16 protein-coding genes are annotated in these 16,324 nt (G+C 69.6%); 10 read left to right on the top strand and 6 right to left on the bottom strand.

All coding sequences use genetic code 11. The features are described from left to right. Nucleotide 1: 1 nt before the first annotated feature. Both tal and tkt read right to left on the bottom strand, forming a co-directional pair. Nucleotides 2–1,120 (bottom strand): transaldolase, encoded by a 1,119-nt coding sequence (gene tal / locus STRCI_RS10435; protein ID WP_269658596.1) that lies wholly within the window; start codon nt 1,118–1,120, stop codon nt 2–4. Between the two features lie 33 nt (nt 1,121–1,153). Further along, on the bottom strand, nt 1,154–3,241 hold the full coding sequence (tkt, locus tag STRCI_RS10430) for a transketolase (RefSeq protein WP_269658595.1): 2,088 nt from the start codon (nt 3,239–3,241) through the stop codon (nt 1,154–1,156). Between the two features lie 340 nt (nt 3,242–3,581). Here tkt and STRCI_RS10425 point away from each other — a divergent pair, with 340 nt between their 5' ends. From STRCI_RS10425 to STRCI_RS10410, 4 genes are all read left to right on the top strand, one after another. Then, nucleotides 3,582–4,550 carry a heme o synthase gene (locus STRCI_RS10425; RefSeq protein WP_418953321.1) on the top strand — a complete coding sequence of 323 codons (969 nt, stop codon included), beginning with the start codon at nt 3,582–3,584 and terminating at the stop codon, nt 4,548–4,550. A 55-nt stretch (nt 4,551–4,605) separates the two neighbouring features. Beyond that, on the top strand, nt 4,606–4,938 hold the full coding sequence (locus STRCI_RS10420; protein WP_269658594.1) for a hypothetical protein: 333 nt from the start codon (nt 4,606–4,608) through the stop codon (nt 4,936–4,938). 74 nt (nt 4,939–5,012) lie between these two features. Further along, nucleotides 5,013–6,119 carry an amidohydrolase family protein gene (locus STRCI_RS10415; RefSeq protein WP_269658593.1) on the top strand — a complete coding sequence of 369 codons (1,107 nt, stop codon included), beginning with the start codon at nt 5,013–5,015 and terminating at the stop codon, nt 6,117–6,119. A gap of 18 nt (nt 6,120–6,137) precedes the next feature. Then, nucleotides 6,138–6,872: a nucleotidyltransferase domain-containing protein gene (locus STRCI_RS10410; RefSeq protein WP_269658592.1), complete on the top strand. Its 735-nt coding sequence runs from the start codon at nt 6,138–6,140 to the stop codon at nt 6,870–6,872. On the opposite strand, the gene STRCI_RS10405 is transcribed toward STRCI_RS10410, so the two are convergent. The 4 genes from STRCI_RS10405 to STRCI_RS10390 are packed head-to-tail and all read right to left on the bottom strand — an operon-like array spanning nt 6,830 to nt 10,426. Next, entirely contained in the window at nt 6,830–7,840 is a 1,011-nt protein-coding gene (locus STRCI_RS10405; protein WP_418953320.1) for a COX15/CtaA family protein, read from the bottom strand. The two genes, STRCI_RS10410 and STRCI_RS10405, sit on opposite strands and share 43 nt — an antisense overlap. A gap of 55 nt (nt 7,841–7,895) precedes the next feature. Next, entirely contained in the window at nt 7,896–8,612 is a 717-nt protein-coding gene (locus STRCI_RS10400) for an ABC transporter permease (RefSeq protein WP_269664522.1), read from the bottom strand. A 47-nt stretch (nt 8,613–8,659) separates the two neighbouring features. Next, nucleotides 8,660–9,583 carry an ABC transporter ATP-binding protein gene (locus STRCI_RS10395; protein WP_269658591.1) on the bottom strand — a complete coding sequence of 308 codons (924 nt, stop codon included), beginning with the start codon at nt 9,581–9,583 and terminating at the stop codon, nt 8,660–8,662. A 45-nt stretch (nt 9,584–9,628) separates the two neighbouring features. Beyond that, nucleotides 9,629–10,426 carry an AAC(3) family N-acetyltransferase gene (locus STRCI_RS10390; RefSeq protein ID WP_269658590.1) on the bottom strand — a complete coding sequence of 266 codons (798 nt, stop codon included), beginning with the start codon at nt 10,424–10,426 and terminating at the stop codon, nt 9,629–9,631. Nucleotides 10,427–10,598: 172 nt separating this feature from the next. Between STRCI_RS10390 and STRCI_RS10385 the strand changes: the two genes are divergently transcribed. The 6 genes from STRCI_RS10385 to STRCI_RS10360 are packed head-to-tail and all read left to right on the top strand — an operon-like array spanning nt 10,599 to nt 16,312. Further along, nucleotides 10,599–11,309: a helix-turn-helix transcriptional regulator gene (locus tag STRCI_RS10385; RefSeq protein ID WP_269658589.1), complete on the top strand. Its 711-nt coding sequence runs from the start codon at nt 10,599–10,601 to the stop codon at nt 11,307–11,309. Beyond that, entirely contained in the window at nt 11,306–12,727 is a 1,422-nt protein-coding gene (sufB, locus tag STRCI_RS10380) for a Fe-S cluster assembly protein SufB (protein ID WP_269658588.1), read from the top strand. Before STRCI_RS10385 ends, sufB begins: the two co-directional genes overlap by 4 nt. A 58-nt stretch (nt 12,728–12,785) precedes the next feature. After that, nucleotides 12,786–13,973 (top strand): Fe-S cluster assembly protein SufD, encoded by a 1,188-nt coding sequence (gene sufD, locus STRCI_RS10375; RefSeq protein WP_269658587.1) that lies wholly within the window; start codon nt 12,786–12,788, stop codon nt 13,971–13,973. Further along, nucleotides 13,970–14,287: a non-heme iron oxygenase ferredoxin subunit gene (locus STRCI_RS10370; protein ID WP_015661280.1), complete on the top strand. Its 318-nt coding sequence runs from the start codon at nt 13,970–13,972 to the stop codon at nt 14,285–14,287. The genes sufD and STRCI_RS10370 overlap by 4 nt, the downstream gene beginning before the upstream one ends. A gap of 7 nt (nt 14,288–14,294) precedes the next feature. Then, entirely contained in the window at nt 14,295–15,059 is a 765-nt protein-coding gene (gene sufC / locus STRCI_RS10365; protein WP_269658586.1) for a Fe-S cluster assembly ATPase SufC, read from the top strand. Beyond that, nucleotides 15,056–16,312 carry a cysteine desulfurase gene (locus tag STRCI_RS10360; RefSeq protein ID WP_269658585.1) on the top strand — a complete coding sequence of 419 codons (1,257 nt, stop codon included), beginning with the start codon at nt 15,056–15,058 and terminating at the stop codon, nt 16,310–16,312. The genes sufC and STRCI_RS10360 overlap by 4 nt, the downstream gene beginning before the upstream one ends. The last annotated feature ends 12 nt before the right edge of the window (nt 16,313–16,324 follow it).

Genomic DNA, 16,324 nt, shown 5'->3' with positions numbered 1-16,324 from the left:
TTCAGCCCTCCGAGGGGGCGAGGCGCTCCAGCTCCGCCTCGGTCGACTTGAGCAGGTCGTTCCAGGACGCCTCGAACTTCTCGACGCCCTCGTCCTCCAGCAGCTGCACGACGTCGTCGTACGAGATCCCGAGCTTCTCGACCGCGTCGAGTTCGGCGCGGGCCTGCTCGTAGGTGCCGGTCACGGCGTTGCCGCGGATCTGGCCACCCTCCTCGGTGGCCTGGAGCGTGGCCTCCGGCATGGTGTTCACCGTGTTCGGCGCCACCAGCTCGTCGACGTACAGGGTCGCCTTGTAGGCCGGGTCCTTCACGCCGGTGGACGCCCACAGCGGACGCTGCTTGTTGGCGCCCGCCTTCTCCAGCGCGCTCCAGCGGTCGGTGGAGAACACCTCCTCGTACGCCTGGTAGGCGAGGCGCGCGTTGGCGACGCCGGCCTTGCCGCGGGCGGCCTTGGCCTCGTCGGTGCCGAGCGCGTCGATCCGCTTGTCGATCTCGGTGTCCACGCGGGACACGAAGAAGGACGCGACGGAGTGGATCAGGGAGAGGTCGAGACCCTTCTCCCTGGCCTTCTCCAGGCCCGCCTGGTAGGCGTCCATGACCTCGCGGTAGCGCTCCAGCGAGAAGATCAGCGTGACGTTGACGCTGATGCCGTTGCCGATCACCTCGGTGATGGCCGGCAGGCCCGCCTTGGTGGCCGGGATCTTGATCAGCGTGTTGGGGCGGTCCACCAGCCAGGCCAGCTGCTTGGCCTCGGCGACCGTCGCCTTGGTGTTGTGCGCGAGCCGCGGGTCGACCTCGATCGACACCCGGCCGTCCTGGCCGTCAGTCGCCTCGAAGACCGGGTGCAGGATGTCGGCGGCGTCCCGGACGTCCGCCGTGGTGATCATGCGGACCGCCTCGTCGACGGTGACCTTGCGGGCGGCGAGGTCGGTGAGCTGCTGCTCGTAACCGTCGCCCGACGAGATCGCCTTCTGGAAGATGGTCGGGTTGGTGGTGACGCCCACGACGTGCTGCTGGTCGATCAGCTCGGCGAGGTTGCCGGACGTGATCCGCTTGCGCGACAGGTCGTCCAGCCAGATCGCGACGCCTTCCTCGGAGAGGCGCTTGAGTGCGTCTGTCATGGAATTACATCTCCTACGTGTCGTATATGAGCGTCAGCGCTGGGCGGCGGCGACGGATTCCCGCGCCTTCGCGGCCACGTTCTCCGCAGTGAAGCCGTACTCCTGGAAGAGGACCTTGCCGTCGGCGGAAGCACCGAAGTGCTCCAGGGAAACGATGCGGCCGGCGTCCCCGACGTACTTGTGCCAGGTGAGCCCGATGCCGGCCTCCACCGCGACCCGGGCCTTGACCGCGGGCGGCAGGACGCTGTCCCGGTACCCCTGGTCCTGCTCCTCGAACCACTCCACGGACGGCATGGACACGACGCGCGTGGGCACGCCGTCGGCCTCCAGCTGCTCGCGCGCGGCGACCGCGACGTGCACCTCGGAACCGGTGGCGATCAGGATCACCTCGGGGGTCCCCGTCGAGGCCTCGAACAGGACGTAACCACCCTTGGCGGCATCCTCGTTGGGCTCGTACGTCGGCACGCCCTGGCGGGTCAGCGCCAGACCGTGCGGCTGGCCCTTGCCGAAGACCTTCGTCCAGCGCTTGAGGATCTCGCGCCAGGCGATCGCGGTCTCGTTGGCGTCGGCCGGGCGGACCACGTTCAGGCCCGGGATCGCGCGCAGCGTGGCGAGGTGCTCGACCGGCTGGTGGGTCGGGCCGTCCTCACCGAGACCGATGGAGTCGTGTGTCCACACGTACGTCACCGGCAGGTGCATCAGGGCCGACAGGCGCACGGCGTTGCGCATGTAGTCGGAGAACACCAGGAACGTGCCGCCGTAGACCCGGGTGTTGCCGTGCAGCGTGATGCCGTTCATCTCCGCGGCCATGGAGTGCTCGCGGATACCGAAGTGGATCGTGCGGCCGTACGGGTTCGCCTCCGGCAGCGGGTTGTCCGCGGGGAGGAACGACGACGTCTTGTCGATCGTCGTGTTGTTGGAGCCGGCCAGGTCGGCCGAGCCGCCCCACAGCTCCGGGATGACCGGGCCGAGGGCCTGGAGCACCTTGCCGGACGCGGCGCGGGTGGCGACGCCCTTGCCGGGCTCGAAGACGGGGATCGCCGACTCCCAGTCCTTGGGCAGCTCACCGGCGTTGATCCGGTCGAACTCGGCGGCGCGCTCCGCGTTGTTGTTGCGCCACTCCTGGAAGGACTTCTCCCACTCCGCCTTGGCCTGACGGCCGCGCTCCAGCGCCTGGCGGGTGTGGTCGATGACCTCGTCGGCGACCTCGAAGGACTGCTCCGGGTCGAAGCCGAGGACCCGCTTGGTGGCCGCGACCTCGTCGTCGCCGAGCGCCGAGCCGTGCGCGGCCTCGGTGTTCTGGGCGTTCGGGGCCGGCCAGGCGATGATCGAGCGCATCGCGATGAAGGACGGCCGGTCCGTCACCTGCTTGGCGGCCTCGATGGCGTTGTAGATGGCGTGCGGGTCCAGGTCGCCGTCCGGCTTCGGGGCGATGCGCTGCACATGCCAGCCGTACGCCTCGTACCGCTTGGTGACGTCCTCGGAGACGGCCGTCTCGGTGTCGCCCTCGATCGAGATGTGGTTGTCGTCCCACAGCAGGACCAGGTTGCCGAGCTTCTGGTGACCGGCGAGCGAGGACGCCTCGGCGGAGATGCCCTCCTGGAGGCAGCCGTCACCGGCGATGCAGTAGACGAAGTGGTCGAACGGCGACTCACCGACGGGAGCCTCCGGGTCGAACAGACCGCGCTCGTAGCGGGCCGCCATCGCCATGCCCACCGCGTTGGCGACACCCTGGCCGAGCGGGCCCGTCGTGGTCTCCACGCCCGTGGTGTGGCCGTACTCCGGGTGACCCGGGGTCTTCGAGCCCCAGGTGCGGAACGACTTCAGGTCGTCCAGCTCCAGGCCGAAGCCGGCCAGGTACAGCTGGGTGTACAGGGTCAGGGACGAGTGGCCCGCGGACAGCACGAAGCGGTCCCGGGCGACCCAGTCGGCATCCGCCGGGTCATGCCGCATCACCTTCTGGAAGAGGGTGTACGCGGCGGGCGCAAGGCTCATCGCCGTACCGGGATGGCCGTTGCCGACCTTCTGTACGGCGTCGGCGGCCAGGACGCGGGCGGTGTCCACGGCCCGCTGGTCCAGTTCGGTCCACTCGAGGTCTGTGGTGGTCGGCTTGGTGCTCACCCTGGGTCAGGGCTCCTCTCCACATGTCACGCATTGTCGAATGCCGGTGCACGGGGCGCCCCGGACGTTGTCGAGCCTACCCCCGTATGTACGTGCGTTTTTTCGAGTCATTCCAGACTGCCGGGACTCGTCGGCATCCGCCTCCCGACTGGCCCGATCCGTGTTCGGCAAGTGAATACGAGAGCGCTCGAACGAGTGCTCAATCGAGTGTCGATCGGCTCTTCCAGCGGAGCTCCCCAACACGAGGCCACCCCCGCGAATGTCCGGGTCTGGGCAACGTCTACAGTGGCGTGGTACGCGCGAGCCTTTACCCGGACTTCACACGGGGAGGCTTGCTGGGATGTCTCTGTCAGGGGTGTGCGTGACGGCCGTTGAATCCCGTCCAGCGGGGATTGTCGGGACGAGCCAGAGCCCGAGCCGGCGGCCGATCGGGGCCCGGGCCATGGCGTTCGTCGCGCTGACCAAGCCGCGGATCATCGAGCTACTGCTGATCACCACCGTTCCGGTGATGTTCCTGGCGCAGCAGGGCGTGCCCGACCTGAAGCTCGTGCTGCTCACCTGCCTCGGCGGCTACCTCTCCGCGGGCGGCGCCAACGCGCTGAACATGTACATCGACCGGGACATCGACGCGCTGATGGACCGCACCTCGCAGCGCCCGCTGGTCACCGGAATGGTCAGCCCGCGCGAGTGCCTCGCCTTCGGCATCACCCTGGCGGTCGTCTCCACGCTGCTGTTCGGCCTGACCGTCAACTGGCTGTCGGCCTGGCTGGCCCTCGGCGCGCTCCTCTTCTACGTCGTCGTCTACACGATGATCCTCAAGCGCCGTACCTCGCAGAACATCGTCTGGGGCGGTATCGCGGGCTGCATGCCGGTGCTGATCGGCTGGTCCGCGGTCACGAACTCGCTGTCGTGGGCGCCGGTCATCCTCTTCCTGGTGATGTTCTTCTGGACGCCGCCGCACTACTGGCCGCTGTCCATGAAGGTCAGGGAGGACTACGCGCGCGTGGGCGTGCCGATGCTCCCGGTCGTCGCCTCCAACAAGACCGTCGCCAAGCAGATCGTGCTCTACAGCTGGGTCATGGTCGCCGTCTCGCTGCTGCTGACCCCGCTCGGCTACACCGGCTGGTTCTACACGCTGGTCGCGCTGGTGGCGGGCGGCTGGTGGCTGTGGGAGGCGCACGCCCTGCAGAACCGGGCGAAGACCGAGGTCACGGGCGCGAAGCTGAAGGAGATGCGGCTCTTCCACTGGTCCATCACCTATGTCTCGCTGCTGTTCGTCGCGGTGGCAGTGGACCCCTTCCTGAGGTAAGGGTCACTCCGCCCCGCCGTCGCGGATCGATCTACCCGTCGGTAGCATCCTGGCCATGGCAGACACGCAAGAGGTTGACGCGAAGGCCGAGCGCCGGGCGGCCAAGCTGGCCAAGCAGATCAGCGCCTTCTCCAAGGCACACGGCGGCGCCGAGGCACAGGTGGCCTACATCGGGCAGCGCGGTGCCCGGATCGCCCTCGTCGGCGAGGACGGCAACTGGGGCAACCTGGTCGCCCCGACCCTCCAGGTCGCCGAACAGGCGGTGGCCAAGGCGGGCATCACTGTTCACGAAGAGTTCGACGGCGAGTTCGCGTCGAAGGTGAGGACCGGGCCGTACGAGTGGTCCCGGATGGCCGGAATCCAGGTCGGCGGACCGAAGAACGGCTGACGCCTCCCGACCGCACCCCCAACCCCGGTTCACCCGTTAAGCCGTGCAAGCCAAGCGCACGCGGGGAGTCCGGGATGATCGAAACGCCGTCCCTCGTGGACCAGTACTGCCACGGAGTGCTGCGTACGGAGCTGGGCCTCGGCACCTTCGAGGCCCGGCTCGCCCGAACCGAGGGCCCGCCCGCGCCGGGCACCACCCTCTTCGACACCCAGACCGGCTTCGCCGTACGGCGCTGGTGCCCGCCGCTGCTCGGTCTGGAACCGCACTGCCCACCCGCCCGCTATCTCGCCCGGCGTCGTGAACTCGGCGTACTGGAAGCGGGCCGGCGGCTGCTGCGCGGCAGTGGCATCACGACGTACCTGGTCGACACCGGGCTGCCCGGGGACCTCACCGGCCCCGAGGAACTGGCCTGCACCGGGGCCGCGCAGGCGCATGAGATCGTCCGCCTGGAACTCCTCGCGGAACAGGTCGCCGACACCTCCGGCACCGTCGACTCCTTCCTCGCCAACCTCGCCGAGTCCGTCCACGGCGCCGCCGCGCACGCGGTCGCCTTCACCTCGGTCGCGGGCGTCCGGCACGGACTGGCGCTGGCGCCGGAACCACCGGGCCCCGGTGAGGTGCGCGGCGCGGCCGGGCGCTGGCTGGCCGGACGCCGGGTCGGCGGCGAGCTGACCGACCCGGTGCTGTTGCGGCATCTGCTGTGGAGCGCGGTCGCCTCGGGGCTGCCGCTGCAACTGCACGCGGGCCTCGGCGAACCGGGAGTGCGCATCGACCGTACGGACCCGGTCCTGCTCACGGACTTCGTCCGGGCCACGGCGGGCCTCGGCACCGACCTGATCCTGCTGCACGGCTACCCGTACCACCGTCACGCCGCCCATCTCGCGGGCGTCTTCCCGCATGTCTACGCCGACTCCGGCGCCGCTCTGGTCCGCACCGGCGCCCGCGCCGCGACGGTGCTGGCGGAGATCCTGGAACTCGCCCCCTTCGGCAAGATCCTCTTCTCCAGCGGCGGCCAGGAACTCCCCGAACTCCACGTCGTGGGCGCCCGCCTCTTCCGCGAGGCCCTCGGCCGGGTGCTCGGCACCTGGGTGGCGGAGGACGCCTGGTCCCTGGCGGACGCGCAACGCGTGGCCGGGCTGATCGCGGCGGGCAACGCCCGGCGGGTGTACGGGCTGGGGTGAGGTGTACAGACTGGGCGGATGGAGACCGAGGAGTTACTCGACCGCTTCGTCCGCGCTCTGACGGCTCTGGCCCCGGAGGCCGTCTGGGCCCATGGCTCGCTCGCCGGCGGCGACTACCAGGAGGGCCGCAGCGACCTGGATCTGATCGCGGTGCTGCCCCGTCCCGTGACACCGGGCGTCGTATGGAAGCTCGCCGTACTGCACGCCCGGCTGCGTGCCGAGCCGCTCGCGGCGAAGCTGCACTGCACCTATCTCACGCCGGACACGGCGGACGATGTCGGGCGCAGTCATCTGACCTGGGCGCACCAACAGCTCTTCAGACGACCGGTCACCCCCGTGACCCGGCGCGAGCTGCACGCCTTCGGACGGGTCCTGCACGGGCGCGGCCCCGCCGGGCTGCTGCCGACGGTGCCGGATCGTGAGCTGAGCGCCTTCGTCGTACGCGATCAGCGGGAGTACTGGCGGCCGGCCCTCGACAACGCCCTGCTGTGGACGCAGGACGTCTATGTCGATCTGGGCATGGTCACCTTCGCCCGCGCCACCGTCACCGCGCGCGAAGGGCGGCTGATCTCCAAGCGTGAGGCCCTGGACCTGCTGCCCGGCCTCGGCGCCCCGGTCGAGGTCGTCGACGACATCCGACGACGCCGCTACGGCGATCCCGCGCCGCCCACCGAGGAGTGGACGGCGCGCCGGGCTCTGCTGACCCGGAACTACCTGGGGCCCGCCATCGACGCGCTCATCGCGTCGGCCTGAGCGGGGACCTCGGGGAGCTGGGTCTCCGGCCGCTCGCGGAGTGACAGCAGCACCCGTACCGTCGCGATCCACACCAGGCAGGAGCCGAACATATGGGCTCCCACCAGGACCTCGGGGAGGTCGGTGAAGTACTGGACGTAGCCGATGAGGCCCTGCGCGAGGAGGACCAGGAAGAGGTCGCGGGTGCGGGAGAGGGGGCCGCGGGGGGCGTCGACCGCCTTGAGGACGAACCACAGGGCGAAGGTGAGGGTGACCACGATCCAGGCCAGGACCGCGTGCAGCTTGGTCACGTTCTCCCAGTCCAGTGGCATCCGCTCGACCTCGCTGGAGTCACCCGCGTGCGGACCGGCGCCGGTGACCACGGTGCCGACCGCGATCAGCAGCACGGTGACCCCGGTCAGCACCCAGACCAGCTGCTGCACCGACTTGCCGACCAGCGGGCGGGGCGCGTCGTCGCCCTCCCGGGTGCGCTGCCACATCACCGTGGCGACCGCGATCAGCACCGAGGAGAGCAGGAAGTGCGCGGCGACCGTGTACGGGTTCAGGCCGACGAGCACGACGATGCCACCGAGGATCGCGTTGCCCATCACCACCCAGAACTGCGTCCAGCCCAGCCGGGTCAGGCTGCGCCGGTACGGCTTCTCGGAGCGGGCGGCGATGATCGCCCAGCCGACGGCGGCGCACAGCACGTACGTCAGCATGCGGTTGCCGAACTCGATGTAGCCGTGCAGGCCCATCTCGCTGGTCGTGGTCAGCGAGTCCTCGGTGCACTTGGGCCAGGTCGGGCAGCCGAGCCCGGAGCCGGTCAGTCGCACCGCCCCGCCGGTGACCACGATGACCACCGACATGACGAGTGCGGCGAGGGCCGCCCGCTGAACCGTCTTCGGATCCGGGGTCCAGCGTGCGGCGATGAAGGCGAGCGGGTTGCGCACGGCCGCTACGGCGTCGGCGCGGGTCAGGTTTGGCACGCGCCCTATCGTAGGCCCGGGCTTGTGCACGCTTTCACGAGGGTCCCGGACCGGGTCACTCCCAGCGGAAGAACTTCCCGGCGGCGGCGAGTCCGGCCACCGCCCACACCGCGAGGATCCCCAGGTCGGCCCACGGCATCCCGGCGCCGTGCTGCAGCACGTCCCGCAGGCCCTCGGACAGCGCCGAGATGGGCAGCAGGCCGAGCACGTCCTGGGCCGCGTCCGGGAACTTGTCCAGCGGCACGACGACCCCGCCGCCCATGAGCAGCAGCAGGAAGACCAGGTTGGCGGCGGCCAGGGTGGCCTCCGCCTTCAGGGTGCCCGCCATCAGCAGGCCGAGGCCCGAGAAGGCGGCCGTGCCGAGGACCAGGAGCAGGACCACGGCCAGCGGGTTGCCCTGCGGGTCCCAGCCGAGCGCGAGGGCGATCACCGTCACCAGAAGCACCTGGAGGACCTCGGTGACCAGGACCGACAGGGTCTTCGCGGTCATCAGGCCCCAGCGCGGGAGCGGGGAGGAGGCGAGGCGCTTGAGCACGCCGTAGCGGCGCTCGAAGCCGGTGGCGATGGCCTGGCCGGTGAACGCCGTGGACATCACCGCGAGCGCGAGGATGCCGGGCGCGAGGAAGTCGACCGCCTCGCCCTCGCCGGTGTCGACGATGTCCACGGTGCTGAACAGCACCAGCAGCAGCGTCGGGATCACCACCGTCAGCAGCAGCTGCTCGCCGTTGCGCAGGAGCATCTTCGTCTCCAGCGCCGCCTGCGCCATGACCATGCGGGGGAGCGGTGCGGCCCCGGGCCTCGGGGTGTAGGTACCCGTACTCACGAACGCAGCTCCTTGCCGGTCATCTCCAGGAACACGTCTTCGAGGGTGTGCCGCTCGACCGAGATCCTCTCCGGCATCACCCCGTGCTGGGCGCACCAGGACGTCACCGTCGCGAGCAGCTGCGGGTCGACCTTGCCGGCCACCCGGTACGAGCCAGGGGTCAGCTCCGCGGCCGTGCAGTCGGCGGGCAGCGCCTTGAGCAGGGAGCTGACGTCGAGGCCGGGGCGGCCGATGAAGCGGAGGGTGTTCTCGGCGCCGCCGCGGCACAGCTCCTCGGGGGAGCCCTGGGCGATGACCCGGCCCGCGTCGATGATCGCCACGTCGTCGGCGAGCTGCTCGGCCTCGTCCATGTAGTGCGTGGTGAGGATCACCGAGACCCCGTCGGTGCGCAGATCGCGGACCAGGTCCCAGGTCGCGCGGCGGGCCTGCGGGTCGAGGCCCGCGGTCGGCTCGTCCAGGAACACCAGCTCGGGGCGGCCCACGACGGCCATCGCGAGCGCGAGGCGCTGCTGCTGGCCGCCGGACAGCCGACGGTAGGAGGTACGGCCGCAGCTGCCGAGGCCGAGCCGCTCGATCAGGGCGTCCACGTCCAGCGGGTGGGCGTGCAGCTTCGCCACATGACGCAGCATCTCGTCGGCGCGGGCGCCCGAGTAGACGCCCCCGGACTGGAGCATGACGCCGATCCGGGGACGCAGTTCGCTCGACTGTCTCACCGGGTCGAGGCCCAGGACGCGGACCGTCCCGGAGTCCGGCTTCCGGTACCCCTCGCAGGTCTCGACCGTGGTGGTCTTGCCCGCGCCGTTGGGTCCGAGCACGGCGGTCACCCCGGCCCGGGCCACCAGGTCGAGGCCGTCCACCGCGGTCTTCGTGCCGTACCGCTTCACCAGGGCCCGGACCTGGACCACGGGGTCAGTTCGCATGGCTCAAGAGTCTAGGTAGCCCGTGGCCCGCCCGGAGCGGCGGGTTCAGATCTCCTCCGCCGAGGGCCGGTGGATCTCCAGCCAGCGGCGCGCGTAGGCCACCGCGTCCGCCACCGGGAACAGTCGCGCGTCAGCCGCGCCCACCTTGCCGCGCACGACTGGGCGGTCGCGTTCGAAGTCGTGGCCCAGCTCGTCGAAACGCTCGGAGCTGATCGACACCTCGGTGACGGTCTCCCAGCCCATGGGACCGGGCCGGCCCACCTTCACGAGCGGAGCGGGGATGCGGTACTCGGCCAGATGGAAGCTGGTGCAGGCGTCGTAGCCGGCCCCGAGCAGCAGTACGCGCGCGTGCAGCGCCTCCAGCCTCGCCAGCGGGCTGTGCTCACCGAGCCGGCAGTCGGTGGCGTGTCCGTCGAGCACCTCCGCCGCGCGCGGACCGACGGCGGCGAACGAGGTCTGCGGGTGCGCGCTGCGCAGGGCGCCCGGCCAGGTCCGTACGGTCTCCGGGATCACGCCGACCCCGCGGGTGGGCGTGACGCGGGGGTCGTAGGCGGGCATCGTGGCGCGGATCGGCTCCCACCACTCCTCGGGCACCGGCGGATTGCCCCACACCGCCGGGTCGGACAGGTCGGCGGACTGGGCGGGGACCACGAGGGTGCCCTTTTGGCCGAGCGCGTCCAGCAGTCCCTGGACGACCGCGACCGCGGCTCCGCAGACCCACCCGAGCGAGCTGAGCGAGGAGTGCACCAGGAGCGTTTCGCCGGGTTTGACGCCGAGCCCGGCGAGGCCGTCGGCGAGGGTCGCCCGAGTGACAAGTGGGCCGGTCGGAGGGGGTGTCGGCATGCCCGGGAGTGTGACCGAAGGGCCCTTGCGGCGCCACCGAATTGCGTGCTCGTTTGATCGATCAAAGATCGTTTCTGCAGGTCAGATTAGGTAAACCTAAGTGACGCAGGGCACCGTCCACGGGTTCGAACGCCGCTTGCCCGACTCTGAGGAATTACGCAACAATGGCGTTGTGAAAAACGTCGGCGAGGCCCATGAGGAGCTCGCGACCGGTGAGCGGTCCACCCGCAACCGGGTCGCGCGGTCCATCCTGGACCACGGCCCGTCGACCGTCGCCGAGCTGGCCGGACGGCTGGGCCTGACCCAGGCCGCCGTACGACGGCATCTGGACGCGCTCGTCGCCGACGACGTGGTGGCACCGCGCGAGCAGCGGGTGTACGGCGCCCGGACCCGGGGCCGCCCCGCCAAGGTCTTCGCGCTCACCGACTGCGGACGCGACGCCTTCGATCAGTCCTACGACAAGCTCGCCGCCGACGCCCTGCGCTGGATCGCGGAGCGGTTCGGCGGGGACGAGGCCGTCGTCGCCTTCGCCCGCGCGCGCATCGCCGAACAGGCGACCGCGTACCGCGAGGCCATCGAGGCCGCCGCCCCCGAGGAGCGCACCGAGGCCCTGGCCAGGGCCTTGAGCGCGGACGGGTACGCTGCTACGGCGCGCAGCGCACCGGTCGGCGAGCAGCTCTGCCAGCACCACTGCCCGGTGGCTCATGTCGCGGAAAAGTTCCCGCAGCTCTGCGAGGCGGAGACCGAGATCTTCTCCCAGCTGCTCGGCACCCACGTCCAGCGACTGGCGACCATCGCGCACGGCGACGGCGTCTGCACGACGTTCATCCCCAAGATTTCCCACAACGCATCCGCAAGCACGGCCGGGAGGAACCCCGCATGACTCTCCCCACGGAGACCGCCCACCCTGAGCTGGAAGGCCTGGGCAAGTACGAATACGGCTGGGCCGACTCCGACGAAGCCGGCGCCTCTGCGAAGCGCGGTCTGAGCGAGGATGTCGTCAACGACATCTCCGCGAAGAAGTCCGAGCCGGAGTGGATGACCAAGCTTCGTCTCAAGGGTCTGCGCCTGTTCGACAAGAAGCCCATGCCGAACTGGGGCTCGGACCTCTCCGGCATCGACTTCGACAACATCAAGTACTTCGTACGCTCCACGGAGAAGCAGGCGGAGTCCTGGGAGGACCTGCCCGAGGACATCAAGAACACGTACGACAAGCTCGGCATCCCCGAGGCGGAGAAGCAGCGCCTCGTCGCCGGTGTCGCGGCCCAGTACGAGTCCGAGGTCGTCTACCACCAGATCCGCGAGGACCTGGAGGAGCAGGGCGTCATCTTCCTCGACACCGACACCGCGCTGAAGGAGCACCCGGAGCTCTTCAAGGAGTACTTCGGCACCGTCATCCCCGTCGGTGACAACAAGTTCGCCTCCCTGAACACCGCCGTGTGGTCGGGCGGATCCTTCATCTACGTCCCGCCGGGCGTCCACGTGGAGATCCCGCTCCAGGCCTACTTCCGGATCAACACCGAGAACATGGGCCAGTTCGAGCGGACCCTGATCATCGTCGACGAGGGTGCCTACGTGCACTACGTCGAGGGCTGCACCGCCCCGATCTACAAGTCGGACTCGCTGCACTCCGCGGTCGTCGAGATCATCGTCAAGAAGAACGCCCGCTGCCGCTACACGACCATCCAGAACTGGTCGAACAACGTCTACAACCTGGTCACCAAGCGCGCCGTGGCGTACGAGGGCGCGACCATGGAGTGGATCGACGGCAACATCGGCTCCAAGGTGACGATGAAGTACCCGGCCGTCTACCTGATGGGCGAGCACGCCAAGGGCGAGACCCTGTCCATCGCCTTCGCGGGCGAGGGCCAGCACCAGGACGCCGGCTCCAAGATGGTCCACATGGCGCCGAACACCTCCTCCAACATCGTCTCGAAGTCCGTGGCGCGCGGTGGCGGCCGTACGTCCTACCGCGGTCTCGTCGAGATCGGTGAGGGCGCCGCCGGATCCAAGTCGAACGTGCTGTGCGACGCGCTGCTCGTCGACACCATCTCCCGCTCCGACACGTACCCCTACGTGGACGTCCGCGAGGACGACGTGTCCATGGGCCACGAGGCGACCGTCTCCAAGGTCTCCGAGGACCAGCTCTTCTACCTGATGAGCCGCGGTCTGAGCGAGTTCGAGGCGATGGCGATGATCGTGCGCGGCTTCGTCGAGCCCATCGCCAAGGAGCTGCCCATGGAGTACGCCCTTGAACTCAACCGGCTGATCGAGCTCCAGATGGAAGGCGCGGTCGGCTAACCACCACCCGCCGTACCCATCAAGCCACTCACGCAAGAAAGCGAGCAGACCGACAGCCATGGCTGAGGCTCAGAACACCCCGGTGGGCAGCAGCACCACCGCCGGCGCCATCGCGGTGGCCGCCGAGTCCACCGTCGCCACGCGCATGAGCGCGCCCCCGTCCTTCGACGTGGCCGACTTCCCGGTCCCGCACGGACGCGAGGAGGAGTGGCGCTTCACTCCGCTGGAGCGCCTGCGCGGCCTGCACGACGGCACCGCCGTCGCCACCGGCGACGGCGTGAAGGTCACCGTCGAGGCGCCCGAGGGTGTCGTCGTCGAGACCGTCGGCCGGGACGACGCGCGGCTCGCCAGGGCGGGCACCCCGGTGGACCGCGTCGCGGCCCAGGCGTACTCCGCCTTCGAGCAGGCCTCGGTCGTGACCGTGCCGAAGGAGACCGTGCTCACCGAGCCGATCCGCATCGCGGTGCACGGCGAGGGCGGCACCGCCTTCGGCCACCAGGTCGTCGAGCTGGGCGCGTTCGCCGAGGCCGTCGTGGTCATCGACCACACCGGTGACGCGGTGCTCGCCGCCAACGTCGACTACCTCCTGGGCGACGGCGCCAAGCTGACTGTCGTCTCCGTCCAGGACTGGGACGACAAGGCCGTGCACGTCGGCCAGCACAACGCCCTGGTCGGCCGGGACGCCAGCTTCAAGTCGGTCGTGGTGACCTTCGGCGGCGACGTCGTACGCCTGCACCCGCGCGTCAACTACGCGGGCACCGGCGGCGAGGCCGAGCTGTTCGGCCTGTACTTCACCGACGCCGGCCAGCACCAGGAGCACCGCCTCCTGGTCGACCACGACACCCCGCACTGCAAGTCCAACGTCGTCTACAAGGGCGCCCTCCAGGGCGAGCAGGCGCACGCGGTGTGGATCGGTGACGTGCTCATCGAGGCCAAGGCCGAGGGCACCGACACCTACGAGATGAACCGCAACCTGGTCCTCACCGACGGCGCCCGCGTCGACTCGGTGCCGAACCTGGAGATCGAGACCGGCGAGATCGTCGGCGCCGGCCACGCCTCCGCGACCGGCCGCTTCGACGACGAGCAGCTCTTCTACCTGATGGCCCGCGGCATCCCGCAGCACGAGGCCCGCCGCCTCGTCGTCCGCGGCTTCTTCGCCGAGCTGGTCCAGCAGATCGGTGTCGCCGACATCGAGGAGCGGCTCATCGCGAAGATCGAGGAGGAGCTGGAGGCGTCCGTCGCATGACGTACGTACGCGCCTGTGGGCTGAGCGAGCTGGAGGAGGACACCCCGAAGCGGGTGGAACTCGACGGCACGCCGGTCTCGGTCGTCCGAACCGAGGGTGAGGTGTTCGCGATCCATGACATCTGCTCCCACGCGAACGTCTCGCTCTCCGAGGGCGAGGTGGAGGACTGCCAGATCGAGTGCTGGCTGCACGGCTCCGCGTTCGACCTCCGCACCGGCAAGCCGTCCGGCCTTCCCGCGACGCGCCCCGTCCCCGTTTACCCCGTAAAGATCGAAGGGGACGACGTGCTCGTCTCCCTCACCCAGGAGTCCTGAGGCACCCATGGCTACGCTTGAAATCCGAGACCTGCACGTCACCGTCGAGGCCGACAACGCCACGAAGGAGATCCTCAAGGGCGTCGACCTCACCGTGAAGCAGGGCGAGACGCACGCCATCATGGGCCCCAACGGCTCCGGCAAGTCGACCCTCGCCTACTCCCTCGCGGGTCACCCGAAGTACACGATCACCGGCGGCACCGTCACCCTCGACGGCGAGGACGTCCTGGAGATGTCCGTCGACGAGCGCGCCCGCGCCGGCCTGTTCCTGGCGATGCAGTACCCGGTCGAGGTCCCCGGCGTCTCGGTCTCCAACTTCCTGCGCACCTCCGCCACCGCCGTCCGCGGCGAGGCCCCCAAGCTGCGCACCTGGGTGAAGGAGGTCAAGGAGGCCATGGAGCGCCTCAACATGGACCCCTCCTTCGCCGAGCGCAACGTCAACGAGGGCTTCTCCGGCGGTGAGAAGAAGCGCCACGAGATCCTTCAGCTGGAGCTGATCAAGCCGAAGGTCGCGATCCTCGACGAGACCGACTCCGGCCTGGACGTCGACGCGCTGCGCGTCGTCTCCGAGGGCGTCAACCGGGTCCGCGAGACCGGCGAGGTCGGCACCCTGCTGATCACGCACTACACGCGCATCCTGCGCTACATCAAGCCCGACCACGTCCACGTGTTCGCGGGCGGCAGGATCGTCGAGTCCGGTGGCCCCGAGCTCGCCGACAAGCTCGAGGCCGAGGGCTACGAGGCCTACACGAAGGGTGGCGTATCAGCGTGACGCAGCTGCCGGGCCTCCTCGACACAGAGGCGCTCCGCAAGGACTTCCCGATCCTGGACCGGGTGCTCCACGACGGCAAGAAGCTCGTGTACCTGGACAACGCGGCGACCTCGCAGACGCCGCGCCAGGTGCTCGACGTGCTCTCCGAGTACTACGAGCAGCACAACGCCAACGTCCACCGTGGCGTGCATGTCCTCGCCGAGGAGGCCACGGCGCTCTACGAGGGCGCGCGGGACAAGGTCGCGGAGTTCATCAACGCGCCCAGCCGCGACGAGGTGATCTTCACCAAGAACGCCTCGGAGTCCCTCAACCTCGTGGCGAACATGCTGGGCTGGGCCGATGAGCCCTACCGCGTGGACGCCGAGACCGAGATCGTCATCACGGAGATGGAGCACCACTCCAACATCGTGCCGTGGCAGCTGCTCGCGCAGCGCACGGGCGCGAAGCTGAAGTGGTTCGGCCTCACCGACGACGGCCGTCTCGACCTGTCGAACATCGACGAGATCATCACCGAGAAGACGAAGATCGTCTCCTTCGTGCTGGTGTCGAACATCCTCGGCACGGTCAACCCGGTCGAGGCGATAGTCCGCCGGGCGCAGGAGGTCGGTGCGCTGGTCTGCATCGACGCCTCGCAGGCCGCCCCGCACATGCCGCTGGACGTGCAGGCGCTCCAGGCCGACTTCGTGGCCTTCACCGGGCACAAGATGTGCGGCCCGACCGGCATCGGCGTCCTGTGGGGCCGTCAGGAGCTGCTGGAGGACCTGCCGCCGTTCCTGGGCGGCGGCGAGATGATCGAGACCGTGTCGATGCACTCGTCGACCTACGCTCCCGCCCCGCACAAGTTCGAGGCGGGCACCCCGCCGATCTCGCAGGCCATCGGCCTGGGCGCGGCGATCGACTACCTCAACTCCATCGGCATGGACAAGATCCTCGCCCATGAGCACGCGCTCACGGAGTACGCGGTACGACGGCTCCAGGAGGTGCCCGACCTCCGGATCATCGGCCCGACCACGGCCGAGGACCGGGGCGCCGCGATCTCCTTCACGCTGGGCGACATCCACCCGCACGACGTGGGCCAGGTGCTGGACGAGCAGGGCATCGCGGTCCGGGTGGGCCACCACTGCGCCCGGCCGGTCTGCCTGCGGTACGGAATTCCTGCGACCACGCGAGCGTCGTTCTATCTGTACTCCACGCCCGCCGAGATCGACGCTCTGGTGGACGGCCTGGAGCACGTCCGGAACTTCTTCGGCTGACGGGACGAGCAA

The organism is Streptomyces cinnabarinus (assembly GCF_027270315.1).
Taxonomy (GTDB): Bacteria; Actinomycetota; Actinomycetes; order Streptomycetales; family Streptomycetaceae; genus Streptomyces; species Streptomyces cinnabarinus.
Note: the sequence above shows the minus strand (reverse complement) of the source record. Positions and strands in the feature narration are given on the sequence as shown.